Source organism: Staphylococcus sp. mip270_02 (assembly GCF_054031535.1).
This window is the reverse complement of record NZ_CM132934.1, coordinates 2,761,755-2,777,757: the sequence shown is the minus strand read 5'-3', so window position 1 is coordinate 2,777,757 and position 16,003 is coordinate 2,761,755. Positions and strand designations below refer to the sequence as shown.

General features: G+C 33.1%; 15 protein-coding genes. 14 read left to right on the top strand and 1 reads right to left on the bottom strand.

Annotated elements, in window-relative coordinates; translation table 11 throughout:
• Positions 1–391 precede the first annotated feature (391 nt).
• The 4 genes from mvk to ACW5YJ_RS13315 all read left to right on the top strand — a co-directional run bounded on the left by mvk (position 392) and on the right by ACW5YJ_RS13315 (position 5,277).
• Positions 392–1,315 carry a mevalonate kinase gene (gene mvk / locus ACW5YJ_RS13330; RefSeq protein WP_017722667.1) on the top strand — a complete coding sequence of 308 codons (924 nt, stop codon included), beginning with the start codon at positions 392–394 and terminating at the stop codon, positions 1,313–1,315.
• Between the two features lie 5 nt (positions 1,316–1,320).
• Positions 1,321–2,304 (top strand): diphosphomevalonate decarboxylase, encoded by a 984-nt coding sequence (gene mvaD, locus ACW5YJ_RS13325; RefSeq protein WP_107551199.1) that lies wholly within the window; start codon positions 1,321–1,323, stop codon positions 2,302–2,304.
• A 12-nt stretch (positions 2,305–2,316) separates the two neighbouring features.
• Positions 2,317–3,393, top strand: coding sequence for a phosphomevalonate kinase (locus ACW5YJ_RS13320; RefSeq protein ID WP_107551200.1), 1,077 nt, complete (start codon positions 2,317–2,319; stop codon positions 3,391–3,393).
• 273 nt (positions 3,394–3,666) lie between these two features.
• Positions 3,667–5,277, top strand: coding sequence for an alpha-glucoside-specific PTS transporter subunit IIBC (locus ACW5YJ_RS13315; protein ID WP_457338273.1), 1,611 nt, complete (start codon positions 3,667–3,669; stop codon positions 5,275–5,277).
• 152 nt (positions 5,278–5,429) lie between these two features.
• Here ACW5YJ_RS13315 and ACW5YJ_RS13310 read toward each other — a convergent pair whose 3' ends face one another.
• Positions 5,430–6,179 (bottom strand): MurR/RpiR family transcriptional regulator, encoded by a 750-nt coding sequence (locus ACW5YJ_RS13310; protein WP_017722663.1) that lies wholly within the window; start codon positions 6,177–6,179, stop codon positions 5,430–5,432.
• A 223-nt stretch (positions 6,180–6,402) separates the two neighbouring features.
• On the opposite strand from ACW5YJ_RS13310, the gene ACW5YJ_RS13305 reads away from it, so the two are divergent.
• The 10 genes from ACW5YJ_RS13305 to ACW5YJ_RS13260 all read left to right on the top strand — a co-directional run bounded on the left by ACW5YJ_RS13305 (position 6,403) and on the right by ACW5YJ_RS13260 (position 15,930).
• Positions 6,403–7,485, top strand: a complete 1,083-nt coding sequence (locus tag ACW5YJ_RS13305) for a Gfo/Idh/MocA family protein (protein ID WP_017722662.1) — start codon at positions 6,403–6,405, stop codon at positions 7,483–7,485.
• An 18-nt stretch (positions 7,486–7,503) separates the two neighbouring features.
• The gene (locus ACW5YJ_RS13300; RefSeq protein ID WP_017722661.1) at positions 7,504–8,220 is read left to right on the top strand and encodes a ThuA domain-containing protein; all 717 of its coding nucleotides are present in this window, start codon (positions 7,504–7,506) and stop codon (positions 8,218–8,220) included.
• A 19-nt stretch (positions 8,221–8,239) separates the two neighbouring features.
• Positions 8,240–9,280: a Gfo/Idh/MocA family protein gene (locus ACW5YJ_RS13295; protein ID WP_107551202.1), complete on the top strand. Its 1,041-nt coding sequence runs from the start codon at positions 8,240–8,242 to the stop codon at positions 9,278–9,280.
• Positions 9,281–9,305: 25 nt separating this feature from the next.
• Positions 9,306–10,274 (top strand): sugar phosphate isomerase/epimerase family protein, encoded by a 969-nt coding sequence (locus ACW5YJ_RS13290; RefSeq protein ID WP_017722659.1) that lies wholly within the window; start codon positions 9,306–9,308, stop codon positions 10,272–10,274.
• A 389-nt stretch (positions 10,275–10,663) separates the two neighbouring features.
• Positions 10,664–11,005, top strand: a complete 342-nt coding sequence (locus ACW5YJ_RS13285; protein ID WP_017722658.1) for a YuzB family protein — start codon at positions 10,664–10,666, stop codon at positions 11,003–11,005.
• Positions 11,006–11,421: 416 nt separating this feature from the next.
• Positions 11,422–12,357, top strand: coding sequence for an aldo/keto reductase (locus ACW5YJ_RS13280; protein ID WP_171915405.1), 936 nt, complete (start codon positions 11,422–11,424; stop codon positions 12,355–12,357).
• Between the two features lie 262 nt (positions 12,358–12,619).
• Entirely contained in the window at positions 12,620–13,162 is a 543-nt protein-coding gene (locus ACW5YJ_RS13275) for a flavodoxin family protein (protein WP_017722656.1), read from the top strand.
• Positions 13,163–13,354: 192 nt separating this feature from the next.
• A complete protein-coding gene (locus ACW5YJ_RS13270) occupies positions 13,355–13,834 on the top strand; it encodes a GNAT family N-acetyltransferase (RefSeq protein WP_017722655.1) in 480 nt (159 codons plus the stop codon).
• A gap of 28 nt (positions 13,835–13,862) precedes the next feature.
• A complete protein-coding gene (locus tag ACW5YJ_RS13265; protein WP_171916384.1) occupies positions 13,863–15,167 on the top strand; it encodes an HD domain-containing protein in 1,305 nt (434 codons plus the stop codon).
• A 250-nt stretch (positions 15,168–15,417) separates the two neighbouring features.
• Positions 15,418–15,930 (top strand): YwhD family protein, encoded by a 513-nt coding sequence (locus ACW5YJ_RS13260; protein ID WP_017722653.1) that lies wholly within the window; start codon positions 15,418–15,420, stop codon positions 15,928–15,930.
• The last annotated feature ends 73 nt before the right edge of the window (positions 15,931–16,003 follow it).

Genomic DNA, 16,003 nt, shown 5'->3' with positions numbered 1-16,003 from the left:
AGTAAGTATGAACATGAATTAGCATCTGGTATTAATTTTTGCGATGGTTGTTTATAGGTCTCTATCATAATGTAAGAAGGTGTAGTTTATAGAATTTGATAAACTATGACCAGAGTCGTATGGCATTATATAGAATTTGTGAGATAATATAAAATGATGTTTGCAAAAATAATGAAAATGTTTAATGCTAATGAGATTTTAGCTAAATTTAAAAATTGCATACTTAAATACGCCTTCTTTTTCATTTTCATAGAATGAAAACAGAAGATTTCCTTGGAAATATGATTTAAATGATGAATGCATTTTTATGGGTAAATGAATAGAAGCCTGAACTGTACAAATAAGTACATATAAATACAATTTAAAGAAAATACTAAAGGTGATTGAAAATATGGCACAACAAGGATACGGGGAAGCGAATGGTAAGGTAATATTAATTGGTGAACATGCTGTAACATTTGGTGAACCAGCAATTGCAATTCCATTCACGACTGGTAAAGTAAAAGCAACAATTGAATCTTTGAAGGAAACAAGTGTTTCTTTTATCAAAAGTGAAGTATTTGAAGGTGAATTAAGCAAGGCACCTGAACATTTAAAAGCAGTAATTACAAGATTTATTGAAAAATATAGTATTAAAACGCCTATAAAAGTATCGATTGATACAAACTTACCACCTTCTAGAGGATTAGGTTCTAGTGCTGCTATGGCAGTGGCTTTTGTGCGTGCAAGTTTTGATTATCTTAAAAAACCGTTATCTGATGCACTGTTAATTGAAGAAGCGAATTGGGCTGAGCGCATTGCACACGGTAAACCAAGCGGTATTGATACACAAACTATTGTTTCCAATAAGCCTGTGTGGTTTCAACAAGGACAAGTACAAAACTTAAAACCATTAGATTTAAATGGCTATATGGTTGTTATCGATACAGGTGTTCGTGGTTCTACGAAACAAGCAGTAGAAGATGTGCATAATTTATGTAAGGAAGATCGTAAATATCTGCAAAATGTAAAGCATATTGGTAAACTTGTACATGAAGCAAGTGAATCAATTGAACACCATGATTTCGAACAATTAGCCTCTGTATTTAATTTATGCCAAGAGAATTTGAGAACATTAACTGTAAGTCATGAGAAGATTGAAGAAATATTACAAGTAAGTAAGCAACAAGGTGCTATTGCCGGTAAGTTAACTGGTGGTGGTAGAGGTGGTAGTATGATTGTATTAGCTACTGATTTAGAAATAGCAGAGAACATCGTTAAATGTGCAACAGATTTAGGTGCACATCATACATGGATTGAATACTTAGGAGGGTAATGAGGTTGGTCAATAGTGGTAAAGCACGTGCGCATACAAACATTGCACTGATTAAATATTGGGGGAAGGCTGACGAAACTTATATCATTCCGATGAATAATAGTCTTTCTGTAACATTAGACCGTTTTTATACTGAAACAAAAGTTACTTTTGATGAGAGTTATGCCAAAGATACGCTTATTTTAAATGGTGGAGTGGTTGAAGAAAATGAGGCCGTTAAGATAAGTAAATTTATGGATATCGTCAGAGAATTAGGTGGAACATCTGCGCATGCGTATATTGAAAGTGAGAATTATGTACCAACTGCAGCAGGACTTGCTTCTTCAGCAAGTGCGTATGCCGCATTAGCAGCTGCGTGTGACAAGGCTTTAAATCTTGGATTAACGGGTAAAGCCTTATCTAGGTTAGCTCGTAGAGGTTCTGGATCAGCATCAAGAAGTATCTACGGTGGCTTTGTAGAATGGGAAAAAGGTCATGATGATGAAACATCATACAGTTTTCCTGTTGAAGCAGACAATTGGGAAAATGACTTAGCAATGATATTCGTAGTAATCAACAATAAATCTAAAAAAGTATCTAGCCGTGCTGGTATGTCACTAACACGTGATACATCTCGATTTTATCAATATTGGTTGGATCATGTAGATGAAGATATAACAGCAGTTAAGCATGCAATAAACCAGAAAGACTTTAAGCAATTAGGTGAAGTTATAGAGGCAAATGGTTTACGTATGCATGCAACGAACTTAGGAGCACAACCACCATTTACGTATATGGTAGATGATAGTTATCTTGTAATGGATATTGTACACCAATGTCGAGAAGCGGGTTATCCGTGCTACTTTACAATGGATGCTGGACCTAATGTGAAAATTTTAGTTGAAAAGAAAAATCAACAAGCAGTGATGGATGCCTTATATAAATCATTTGACGAAACACAAATCATTGCGAGTGATATTATAAGCACAGGCGTTGAAATTATTGAGTAAGGAAGAGATAAAATGATTCAAGTCAAAGCACCAGGTAAGCTATATATTGCAGGTGAATATGCTGTTACTGAACCTGGATATAAATCTGTATTAATTGCAGTAGATCGATTTGTAACAGCTACTATTGAAGATTCTAGTGTTTCTCAAGGCACAATACATTCAAAAACATTACACCATGAACCTGTGACTTTCCAAAGACGTGAAGATAGAATTGTTGTTTCAGATGTACATGCTGCTAAACAATTGAAGTATGTCATTACTGCGATTGAAGTGTTTGAGCAGTATGTTCGTAGTAACAATATCAGTTTGAAGCATTTTAATTTAACGATAGATAGTAATCTAGACGATGCGAATGGTCATAAGTATGGGCTAGGGTCTAGTGCAGCTGTGCTCGTTTCAGTTGTAAAAGTATTAAATGAATTTTATGAGACACATTTATCCAACCTATATATATATAAATTAGCCGTGATTGCTAATATGAAGTTACAAAGCTTAAGTTCATGTGGAGATATTGCTGTAAGTATTTATACAGGGTGGCTAGCGTATAGTACATTTGATCATGAGTGGGTTTCACAACAAATAGAGGATACTTCTGTCAACGAAGTACTAAATAAAAACTGGCCTGGTCTACATATTGAACCATTACAGCCTCCTGAAAACATGGAGGTGCTAATTGGTTGGACAGGATCTCCCGCGTCATCACATCATCTTGTTAGTGAAGTTAAACGCTTAAAATCAGATCCCACATTTTATGGTAAATTCTTAGAACGCTCACATTTATGCGTAGAAAAACTGATTCACGCCTTCAAAACAAACCACATTAAAGGCGTACAGCAAATGATTCGTACAAACCGTGAGATTATTCAATCGATGGATAAAGAGGCAACGATTGATATTGAGACAGCGCACTTGAAAGTTTTATGCTCTGTAGCCGAAAAATACGGTGGTGCAGCTAAGACATCAGGCGCAGGCGGCGGTGATTGTGGTATTACAATTATCGATAATAAAGTGAAGAAAAAATTAATTTATCAAGAATGGTTAGACAATGAAGTGAAACCACTTGAATTTAATATTTATCATGGTCAATAAATAATGAATACTAAGGTGAATGCAGTATTTTAATCCGAATACGAGGATTAAAGTGCTGTTTTTTTAATAAATAGAATCAAGAATTTGTAATTTAGGAGATATATTTATAATTGCTGCTTTATTAAAAGATTGGAAAATTTACCTTTTGATGGAAATAAAATCATTCAAGGGTACATTATGTCAGAATCAGGTTATTATATTGAACTTATAAATATTTAAGCATATCATCATTTTAAGAAAGCGCTTCCAAGTTGTATGAAAAGGATGATGATTATGAATATTGGACGAAACATTGGCAATGCAATACGTAGGTTCGGTGGAGCGATGATAGTACCTGTGTTATTGTTCCCATTTTTCGGTATTATTATTGGAATTGCGACACTTTTCAAAAATGAAGCTATTATGGGAGGGCTCGCCAATCCTGATGGTTTATGGTTTCAAATATGGTCATTAATTGAAAACGGAGGATGGACTGTATTTGAAAATATAGAACTCATTTTTGTAATTGGATTACCTATTTCATTAGCGAAAAAATCAGCAGGACATGCAGTGATGTCTTCTGTAGTTACTTATATGATGTTTAATTATTTTATTAATGGCATATTAATGACGTGGGGACCTGCTTTTGGCGTTAACTTTAAAGAGAATGTTGACGATGCGACAGGACTGACAGAATTAGTAGGTATTAAAACCTTAGATACTAATATTATTGGTGCTTTAATTATCTCGGGTATCGCAATATGGTTACATAACCGTTATTATGATAAGAAATTGCCTGAATCATTAGGTATATTCCAGGGGTCACCCTTTGTAGTTATGCTTGCATTCTTTTGTATGATTCCAATTGCATTTTTAACAAGTTGGGGGTGGCCGATTGTTCAAGGTTGGATTGCGTCGTTACAAGTCTTTCTTGCTTCATCAAGTTATGTTGGCGTGTGGTTATTTCACTTCTTAGAAAGGATATTGATACCAACAGGTTTACATCATTTTATCTATACACCATTTGAGTATGGTCCAGCTGTTGTAGATGGTGGTATTAAATCATATTGGATATCACATCTTACTGAATATTCTGAGACAACTAAATCATTGAAAGATATATTCCCTGGTGGTGGATTCTTATTACAAGGTAACACAAAAATATTTGGTTCAATTGGCATAGCGCTGGCGATATATTCCACAGCTAAACCTCATAAAAAGAAAGAGGTAGGTGCACTATTATTGGCAGCCACATTGACTGCTGTTTTTGCAGGAATTACCGAACCATTAGAATTTACATTCATATTTATAGCACCTTTCTTATTCTTGATACATGCTATTTTAGGTGCAACAATGGTTACAATTATGCATGCATTTGGCTTAGTTGGAAATTTAGGTGGCGGTTTTATTGAAATAGCAGCAACCAATTGGATTCCTTTATTTGGAACACATTGGGGCACCTATTTAGCTCAATTTGTAATAGGTATTATTTTTATCTTTATTTATTATTACTTGTTTAGGTTTATAATTTTGAAGTTTGATATTCCAATGCCTGGTAGAGAAAAAGATGACAATAAAGATACTAAACTATATAAAAAAAAAGACTACCGCGAAAATAAAAAACAAGATTCGCTTTCTGATAGTTATAGTGAATATCAAATGAAAGCAGATGTATATATAGAAGGGTTAGGTGGTGCAGATAATATAGTTGATGTTACTAATTGTGCCACAAGACTACGAGTGACTGTAAATGATCCTGAAAAGGTAGCAGCAGATAATTATTTTAAAGCAGAAGGCGGGGCCCATGGTCTTGTTAAAAGTGGTAAAAATATTCAAGTTATTGTTGGACTTTCGGTTTCACAAGTAAGAGAAGAAGTGGAACAAATTTTAAACAAATTAAGTTAGCCTTGTTAATATTTTAAATTAGTGGGGCAGTGTAGAAAGTAAAACATGAGATGAGTTTTTCAAACAACGCCCCACTTTTTATCGATATAGCGTATATAATGACTTATTTGAAATTTTGTAGTAATAAAAACAGACGTGGATGTACATGAAAACTAACTATTAATTTTATAATTATGATAAGTTCTTGCTATAAAATCAAATACCACATAATAAGGTGTGAAACTGTAGTATTCTGTATTATTAAAAAATTGAATAGGTGCACTATTAACGTAAATATTAAATGCAGCATGTTTAGCAATATAGTTATCGTGCAAAGTCGTAATTGACACGTAAAGTAGTTCGCGGGCCTTGATGAGTTGAATAGGCTCTATTAAATTTTTAGTTTCTCCTGATAATGATATAACAAAAAGTAAATCATCATAGGACATTTGGTTTATAGCTAAACGTAATTCCGTTTCATCGTTAATAACAATAGCTCTTTTAGAAATAGATAGCATATGTCTTTGAGCTTCACGAGCTACGTTTTGTTGCGCCATACCTGTGCCAAAGATATAGATGAATGGAGCAGCTTCAATTAATTCATTAAGTGGTTGATAGTCAAACATTTCAAGATGTTCAACAGTCCTTTGAACATCTTCAACAATTGTATCTGCATCCGTGAATTGCGTAGGTGATGTGTTTGTATCCATTTTCAAGTAAAACTTGAAATTACTATAACCTTCAAATCCCATTTTTTTAACTAACCTATGAATCGTAGAGATAGATGTGTGTGTAAGTTTACTTAAATCATGGATTTTCATGTTCGAAATTTGATCAATGTTTTGTCTGATAATATTGATAATATGTAAATCATTTTCTGTTAGTTGTTCAAAATGTTTATTAATAAGATGATCTAGTACCATATAAAAAGATTCCACCTATCCATTGGAAAAATTTCCGAATTTTGAAAATATATTCTAATGTTAATATATAAATTCTAAATACGTCAAACTTATTGGTGTTTTTAATTTTTTATTCTACTATAATTTTAAAGGAGTTAAAGTAAGAAAGAAGACTTAAATATTTTTTTGTATTTTATTGTAAGCGTTTTCTTTTAGAAAGTTCAAAAATTAAGGAGATGAGATGATGACAGTTAAAGTTGGTGTTATTGGTTGTGGAGGTATAGCAAATGGTAAACATTTACCAAGTTTAGCAAAAATTTCGGAGGTATCAATGATTGCCTTTTGTGATATAGATAAAACAAAAGCTGAAGCAGCGGCAAAGCGCTATGGTGATAAAAATGCAACAGTGTATGAAGATTACATTGAATTATTAAAAGATAATTCGATTGAAGTTATTCATGTTTGTACACCGAATAATACGCATCAAGAGATTACTGTAGCAGCATTAAATGCAAACAAGCATGTGATGTGTGAAAAACCTATGGCTAAAACTTCTGAAGAAGCACAATTAATGATTGATGCTGCAGTGCACAACAATAAAAAGTTAACTATTGGTTATCAAAATAGATTTCGTGCTGATAGTCAATATTTACGAAAAGTAACGCAACGTGGGGATCTAGGAGATATATATTTTAGTAAGGCTCATGCTATTCGAAGACGTGCAGTACCAACATGGGGTGTTTTTCTAGATGAAGAGAAACAGGGAGGTGGCCCGTTAATTGATATAGGAACACATGCGTTAGATCTCACATTATGGATGATGGATAATTATGAGCCTGAATCCGTGATGGGTTCTACATTTCATAAATTAGGTAAACAAGCGAATGCAGCTAATGCTTGGGGTTCTTGGGATCCAAATAAATTCACGGTAGAAGACTCTGCATTTGGATTTATCAAGATGAAGAACGGGGCCACAATTATATTAGAATCAAGTTGGGCGCTTAATTCTTTAGACGTTGATGAAGCTAAATGTTCATTGTCAGGTACTGATGGTGGCGCTGACATGAAAAATGGCTTACGTATACACGGTGAAGACTTAAAAACACTGTATACTTCTGAAATTGAATTAGAAAATGCTGGTGTTGATTTTTATGAAGGTGAAAAGATAGATGAAGCAGAAGAAGAAGCGAGAGCTTGGATAAATAGTATTACTCACAACTTAGAACCCGTGGTTAAACCTAAAGAAGCGTTTGTTGTAACTCAGATATTAGAAGCTATATACGAATCAGCTAAAACAGGACAAGCTGTTTATTTAAATGATAAATAAAGCTTATGGAGGTATTTTATGAATATTACAATATGGAATGAATTTAGACATGAACAAGAAAATGAAGATGTACAGGCTGTTTATCCAAACGGTATACATCATGTAATAGCATCATTTTTAACAGATGATCATATTGTGACTACAGCAACATTAGATGAACCTCAACATGGTTTAACAGATGATGTGTTAGCACAAACAGATGTACTTATTTGGTGGGGGCATAAAGTACATGAAGAAGTTGATGAAGAAGTGGTAGAAAAAGTGAAACAAAAAGTATTAGAAGGTATGGGGTTAGTTGTATTACATTCAGGACATTTTTCAAAAATTTTCAAGAGTTTAATGGGCACATCATGTGACCTTAAATGGCGAGAGGCAGATGAAAAAGAACGTCTTTGGGTCGTTGATCCCACGCATCCTATCACTGAAGGAATTGATTCATATTTTGAACTTGAAAAAGAAGAAATGTACGGAGAACATTTCGATATACCGTCACCAGACGAAACAGTTTTCATCAGTTGGTTTGAAGGTGGAGAAGTCTTTAGAAGTGGAGTGACTTTTAAAAGAGGTAATGGAAAAATATTTTACTTTAGACCGGGCCATGAAAGCTATCCTACTTATTACAATGTAAATGTGCAAAAGGTTATTAAGAATGCTGTGAAGTGGGCATTTAACAATAATACGCCAAGACATCAATATGGAAACGCGCAACCATTAGAAGAAATATCAAAAAAATAATGTTGGGAGTTGTCTGCTTATGGATAAATTAAAAGTGGGTATTATTGGATGCGGTGGCATTGCATGTAACAGACACATTCCAGCTTTTCAAAATTTAAATCATCTAGTGGATGTTGTGGCAGTTCAAGATGTTGATATAGCGTTGGCAAAAAATGTTGCAAATGATTTTCACATTGAAAATATCCATGAATCATATCATACAATGTTTGAACAAGTTGATGCAGTAGCTATTTGTACACCAAATAAATTTCATGCGGAAATAAGTATTGCTGCTCTAGAAGCAGGAGTTAATGTGTTTTGTGAAAAACCAATGGCCATGAATTTAACTGAATGTGAAGCTATGGTGGATGCCGCAAAACAAGCTGATAAATTGTTGGCAATAGGATATCATTACCGCTTCACAGATGCAGCGATTACGGCAAAAAAAGCTATTGATAATGGTGTAGTAGGTGATCCTCTAGTTACCCGCGTACAAGCATTACGTAGACGTAAAGTTCCTGGATGGGGTGTGTTTACAAATAAAACGTTGCAGGGCGGAGGTAGTCTAATAGATTATGGCTGTCATATGCTCGACTTGTCACTTTGGTTACTAAATGATATTGAACCAAAAGAGGTGTTAGGTAAAACTTATAATCGTCTTAGCAAATTACCAAATCAATTGAATGATTGGGGACCATTTGACCATGAAAAGTTTGATGTAGATGATCACGTGACAAGCTATATATCTTTTAATGATAATTCAACGCTTCAATTTGAGTGTTCGTGGTCAGCAAATATAAAAGAAGACACAAAACATTTAAGTATCTCTGGAGTTGATGGCGGTCTAAATTTATACCCATTTGAAATATATCGACCGAAATTAGGGACTTATTTTACTGAACAAGCATATGCAGAACATGATGAAGATATAGCGGCACAACGACAAGCTCAGAACTTTGTAAATAGTTGTCTTGGTAATGAAACACTTATCATACAACCAGAACAAGCATTAAAAATAAATAAAATCATAGATGCAATTTATCAAAGTAGTGAAACTGGTCAAAGTATTAAATTGAACTAGTTATAATGTTAAAGGAGGATTATTTATGAAAATTGGTGTGTTTTCTGTATTGTTCCAAGATAAACAATTTGAAGAAATGTTAGATTATGTAGCAAATGCTGGAGTCAAAATGGTGGAAATAGGAACAGGAGGTAACCCTGGGAATCAATTCTGTCCAATGGATAACTTATTAGATGATGAACTTCAACGTAATGCTTTTATTGAAAGTATCCATCAACGTGGATTGGAAATTAGTGCTTTTAGTTGCCATAACAACCCAATTTCTCCTAATGAAAAAGAAGCCCAACAAGCACATGATACTTTGTTTAAAACAATTAAATTAGCCTCACTTTTAAATGTACCTGTAGTTAACACTTTTTCTGGTGTTGCAGGATCAGATGAAACAGCTAAGTATCCGAATTGGCCAGTGACGCCATGGCCAACAGCCTATACTAAAATTTTAGAGTGGCAATGGGAAGAAAAGCTTATACCTTATTGGCGAAAAGTTGCAGAATATGCTAAAGAAAATGATGTGAAAATCGGTATAGAATTACATGCTGGCTTTTTAGTACATACACCTTATACCATGTTGAAATTAAGAGCGGCAACTAATGAATATATTGGCGCTAATTTAGACCCTAGTCATTTGTGGTGGCAAGGTATTGAGCCAATTGCAGCGATTAAAATATTAGGGAAAGCAAATGCTATTCACCATTTTCATGCAAAAGATACATACATTGATCAAGAAAATGTAAATATGTATGGTCTGACAGACATGCAACCTTATGGCAATGTGCAAACTCGGGCTTGGACATTTAGGACAGTAGGATACGGTCACAATACTCAAGTGTGGGGAGATATGATTAGTGCACTAAGGATAAATGGTTACGATTATGTTGTAAGTATAGAGCATGAAGATCCTATCATGTCTATCGAAGAAGGGTTTAGTAAGGCAGTGAATAATTTGAAGTCAATTAATATTGAGAATCCTGCACCAGATTTATGGTGGACATAAAGATAAACATTTAATATTAAAATGAGCAGACCATCGCCGCAATCCCATATTATAGACCTACCACATTACAATGATTTTAGTTATAAGGCAATTAAGTAAATATTAATAATATATCTGTTAAAATACTGCCAAATAACGAAGTGAATTTAAATTTTGTCTTCTTGTTTGCCTTCTATTCCATTATGTAACTTAAATAAAACTTAAAAATTGCTAAATTAAGAACTTGAAATTTTTATTAAAAAGGGTAAAATAATTAGAGTTGTAGATAGAAAGAGACATCAAATAGAAATGTCGCATGAAATATATGGAATATTAAATAAGATAAGATTATTGCTATTATAAATTGTTTGAATATGTGGAAGTCAATGATAAGGAAGGTGAGGGTATAGTTGCAAAATAAATTTTTGATTTGTGATGATTGCCAAGCTGTAAATTGCAAAACTTTAGAAAAAAAGTTGACTAAATTAGATCCTAACGCTGAAATTGAAATCGGCTGTCAGTCATATTGTGGCCCAGGCCGTCGTAAAACGTTTGCTTTTGTTAATAATCGTCCGTTAGCGGCACTTTCAGAAGATGAGCTCATGGAAAAAGTGATAAAACAATTACAAAAACCAAGAGATCCTGAAGAAGAAGAACGTTTGAGAAAAAGAAATGAAGAACGTAAACGTCGTAAAGAAGAGCAAGATAGAAAACTTAAAGAAAAATTAGCAAAACGTAAAAGTATGCAATAAGTTACATGAGTTTATAAAGTAATTACACAAAACGGATTTAACATATTTGAAAATAATGGAGAAAAAGGATTACCTTAAAAGTTAGAATTAAACTTCTGGCTTTTAGGGTGTTTTTTATAGATAGTTCTAAAAATAGTTAGAATATTATCATTATTTGAGACGTTTAATTATTAATTAGATATCAAATTAAGTTGTTTAATAAGCAAATTTATTTAGTTTTATAACCAAATCGTGCTAAGTTTAGAATAGATTAAATTATCTTATTTCTCATTATTAAAATTGTTGAAATTGGGTAAAGAAGAATGTGAACCATAATACTCAGTGATTAAAAAGGTAACTGATTATAAATGACAAATCTAAGTAATAAATATAATGATAAAATAAAATTTAAATTTCTGTGAAGGAGTTGGATAATATTGACTAAAAAAGTACAAATTGGGAAATCAGATGTTAAAGTAAATCCAATAGCTTTTGGAGCAAATGCTGTTGGCGGACATAATTTATATAACGACTTGGATGAAGAACAAGGTATGGAAACAGTACGCACTGCAATTAGAAATGGCATAACGTTAATTGACACAGCATTTATCTATGGTCCAAAGCGTTCTGAAGAATTAATAGGAGAAACTATAAAAGAATTCACACGCGAAGAGTATGCTATTGCTACAAAAGGTGCGCATTATTTTGATGATTATGGCAATGTGAAAATGTCAAATGATCCTGCATTTTTAAAGGATCAAGTTGAACAAAGTTTAAAACGACTGCAATTAGACTATATAGATGTTTACTATATACATTTTCCAGATGATAGCACACCGAAGAATGAAGCGGTCGCTGCTTTAAAAGAACTTAAAGATGAAGGTAAAATTAAAGCGATTGGTGTGTCTAATTTTAATCTAGACCAACTAAAAGAAGCTAATAAAGATGGCTACGTAGATGTTGTACAAATGGAATATAATTTATTAAACCGAGAAAATGAACATATTTTTAATTACACAAGTGAAAATAATATTACCTTTATCCCATATTTTCCACTAGTTTCTGGTTTATTAGCTGGAAAATATAATGAAAATACAACTTTTGATGATCTTCGTGCAAAAAATCCTGAATTTCAAGGTGAAAGATATAAAGAGAATTTAGCTAAAGTTGATCAATTGCGTGGTATTGCTGATAATCATAGAGTTGATGTAGCTCATATTGTATTGGCATTCTATTTAACTAGACCTTCTTTAGATATTGTTATACCTGGCGCAAAACGACCAAACCAAGTAGTTGATAATTTAACGACATTAGATGTGAAATTGACGGAAGACGAGATTAATAAAATAGAAGAATTATTTCCTGTAAAATAATAAATACAATAAGACAAGCTAGAATTTAGTTTGTCTTATTTTTATATTTATAACTTTATTTCTAAAAATATGCATTTATAATATAGATAAAAGTTCTGATTTTGAGCAAATAATTTAATTTTTTAATCTATTTTCATTAAACTGTTTATAAACTAGACTTTTTAGTGTAGGATTATTAATTAAGTTTAGAACATTTATGGGATTGTATATTTATAACTTTTCATGTGATGTATTTTTAAATTAGTAGTAGAAGGAGATTATTATGATTACAGTGTTATTCGGGGGCAGTCGACCAGATGGAAATACTGCGCATTTAACTAAGATGGCTATAGCTGGGTATGACTACGAATGGATAGACTTAACAGAATATCAATTAAATCCTGTGAGAGACGTAAGACACGATAATACCACTATAGGATCATACGAAGATGATTACAAAACAATTATAGATAAAGTGTTAGCAAGTGATACCGTGATTATTGCTTCACCAATATATTGGTATAGCTTATCAGCATCAATGAAATCGTTCATTGATCATTGGTCTGAAACGTTGATGGATCCAAGATATAAAGACTTTAAAGAAAAAATGTCAGAAAAAGATTTTAGATTAATTATCGTGGGCGGCGATTGCCCTAAAGTCAAAGCTAAACCTTGTATTACACAAGTCAAATATAGTTTGGAATTTTTAGGCGCGAGCTTATCGGGCTATATTATAGGCACGGCAGAAAGACCTGGAGACATAGAAAAAGATGTATACGCATTAACACGTGCCCAAGAGTGGCAACAAACATTACAACATAAGTAAATATATAACAAATATTTTAAGCCCGGGACATAATTACGTGTCTCGGACTTTTTAATCACATAAGCAACAGATAACTGAAATGAAAATGCGCTTATAACAAACTATTTGTATCAAGCGAGATAAAGTATTTTGAATACAAATATTATGTTATAATGTAGCTATTATTACCTATCTAAATAGGGGGAGAGCGACATGCAAGAAATTAGAAGAGCAACACCCGAAGATGTTGTGGGTATCAGAGATGTAGCAACGAAAGCTTGGTATAACACTTATTTGAATATTTACGCAGCTAAAACAGTCAATGAGCTATTGGCTGCTTCATATAATGCTCAACATTTACTTAAACGATTAGAAGATCAATTATTCTTAGTCGTAGAAGAAGATAATGAGATTATTGGTTTTGCAACGTTCATATATGGCACAGAATTATTTTTATCTGCACATTATGTGAGGCCATCATGGCAACACCATGGCTATGGTTCAAAATTGTTAACTGAAGGATTGAATTATTTTGAGGATAAATATGACGAAGTCTTTTTAGAAGTCGATAATAAAAATGATGAAGCAGTGTCATTTTATGAGCAAAAAGGCTTCGAAAAACTCCGTTCTTACACACATGTAATGTATGGAGAAGCAATGGATTTGGCATTAATGCGTAAAACATTAAAATAAGCTACGCAGTATAGATATGGATAGGAGAATGACATTGACTTTTACAACATATGCTACACAAAAATTACCAGAAGAAAAAGTGTTTAAAGACCCCATTCATAGGTACATTCATGTCAGAGATCAAGTAGTTTGGGATTTAATTAAAACAAAAGAGTTCCAACGTTTGAGAAGAATCAAGCAATTAGGTACACTATATCTCTCATTCCATACAGCTGAACATAGTAGATTTGGGCATTCACTTGGTGTATATGAAATCGTGCGTAGAATAATCGATGATTCATTTGATGGACGAGAAGCGTGGGATAACAATGATAGACCATTAGCCTTATGTGCAGCCTTACTACACGATTTAGGGCATGGGCCTTTTTCACATAGTTTTGAAAAAATATTTAATACAGATCATGAAGCTTTTACACAAGCGATAATCACTGGGCCAACTGAAGTTAACGAAGTTTTAAAACGTGTGTCAGAAGATTTTCCTCAACAAGTAGCTGATGTAATTAATAAAACACATAAAAATAAATTAGTAATCTCAATGATATCTTCTCAAATTGACGCAGATAGAATGGATTATTTACAACGAGATGCTTATTTTACAGGTGTATCTTATGGACAGTTTGACATGGAACGTATATTAAGGCTGATGAGGCCTTCTAAAGATGAGGTCCTCATTAAAGAGAGTGGCATGCACGCCGTTGAGAACTTTATCATGAGTCGCTATCAAATGTATTGGCAGATATACTTTCATCCGGTAAGTAGAGGTGGCGAGGTTTTATTAAACAACTGTTTAAAACGCGCGAAACAATTGTATAACGAAGGTTACACATTTAAAATGTATCCGACTGACTTCATACCTTTCTTTGAAGAGTCTATGACAATTGAGCAATACGTTGATTTAGATGAAGCGGTTGTATTATATTACTTAAAAGCTTGGGTTAAAGAAGATGACCCTATACTGAGTGACTTATCTCGTCGTTTCATTAATCGCGACTTATTTAAATATATGCCATTTGATGGATCTATTATAACGATTACAGAATTAACGGATTTATTTGTTCAAGCAGGGATTGATCCAAATTATTATTTCGTAAGCGAGTCTTTTTCAGATTTACCATATGATTACGACAGACCAGGATCTGATAGAAAACCTATCCACCTGCTAAAAAGAAATGGTAAGACTCGGGAAATAAGTAGTCAATCGTTGGTTATCCATAGTATTACAGGTATTAATAGAGAGGATTATAAATTATATTATCCTAAGGAATTAATTTCTCAAATAGAGGATGACCAAATAAAGAATGCTATTAATAGCATTTTAGATGAATTGAACTAGTTTTAAGTGGAATTGCAGCATGTAATTAACATGTAGATTAAGTAAGTATAGAGTTAAGTAATAACAACACAGTCATTTTGTAGACATTGAAATTTATAAGAGAGTTCAGATATACAACTAGTTTACATATGATTTACGTTTATACTTAACACAACAAAACAACACTGTTAAACTCAATATTTAATAGACAATAATTGATTAAACGCAAAAACTATTATAAATTAAATGAAAATGTGGGAGGTGTGCGATAATGGCTGAAAATAAAGGGTTTAAATTCAATATTATCAAAAATGATCCACTAGACGGACATAAGGGTACAAATATAGGTTCAATTACTTTAGACAACGTAGCACCTGTCTTTATAGATGTTCAAAATAAAGAAGCTTTTATTGATATAGGTGGTATGCATGCACGTTCGAGCGTTGAAAAAGGTGTTAAATGGATTAAAGAAAAAGAAGTAGTAGAAGGTGACGAAGCGAAACCATATTGGCTATGTTGGGTTACAACTGAAAGAGGAGAAAATGGTCCTTACTATGCCGGTGTTACAGCTTGTTACTTATTGGTGAACAAAAGTATACGTAGAGGGTATAAGAGTATGCCTGAACATGTTAATATGATGGACAAATCAATGAAACATCAAATTGAAATTGACCATATTGGTGAGGAAAATAAAGCTGTGTTAAGAGAATTCCTTGAATCACATGATGCGGAGATGTGGCGTAATTCTGCAGCTATATTACATGAAACTTTAGAAAGTAAATAGTTCATATTATTGGGAGACGGCTAAGCCTTAAACTAAGGTATTGTTGTCTCCCTTTCTCTATATAAGTTAAGTG

Coding starts and splice junctions, on each gene's coding strand:
- mvk (WP_017722667.1), top strand. CDS start 392: ATGGCACAACAAGGATACGGGGAAGCGAATGGTAAGGTAATATTAATT.
- ACW5YJ_RS13320 (WP_107551200.1), top strand. CDS start 2,317: ATGATTCAAGTCAAAGCACCAGGTAAGCTATATATTGCAGGTGAATAT.
- ACW5YJ_RS13315 (WP_457338273.1), top strand. CDS start 3,667: ATGAATATTGGACGAAACATTGGCAATGCAATACGTAGGTTCGGTGGA.
- ACW5YJ_RS13310 (WP_017722663.1), bottom strand. CDS start 6,179: ATGGTACTAGATCATCTTATTAATAAACATTTTGAACAACTAACAGAA.
- ACW5YJ_RS13305 (WP_017722662.1), top strand. CDS start 6,403: ATGACAGTTAAAGTTGGTGTTATTGGTTGTGGAGGTATAGCAAATGGT.
- ACW5YJ_RS13300 (WP_017722661.1), top strand. CDS start 7,504: ATGAATATTACAATATGGAATGAATTTAGACATGAACAAGAAAATGAA.
- ACW5YJ_RS13295 (WP_107551202.1), top strand. CDS start 8,240: ATGGATAAATTAAAAGTGGGTATTATTGGATGCGGTGGCATTGCATGT.
- ACW5YJ_RS13290 (WP_017722659.1), top strand. CDS start 9,306: ATGAAAATTGGTGTGTTTTCTGTATTGTTCCAAGATAAACAATTTGAA.
- ACW5YJ_RS13275 (WP_017722656.1), top strand. CDS start 12,620: ATGATTACAGTGTTATTCGGGGGCAGTCGACCAGATGGAAATACTGCG.
- ACW5YJ_RS13270 (WP_017722655.1), top strand. CDS start 13,355: ATGCAAGAAATTAGAAGAGCAACACCCGAAGATGTTGTGGGTATCAGA.
- ACW5YJ_RS13265 (WP_171916384.1), top strand. CDS start 13,863: ATGACATTGACTTTTACAACATATGCTACACAAAAATTACCAGAAGAA.
- ACW5YJ_RS13260 (WP_017722653.1), top strand. CDS start 15,418: ATGGCTGAAAATAAAGGGTTTAAATTCAATATTATCAAAAATGATCCA.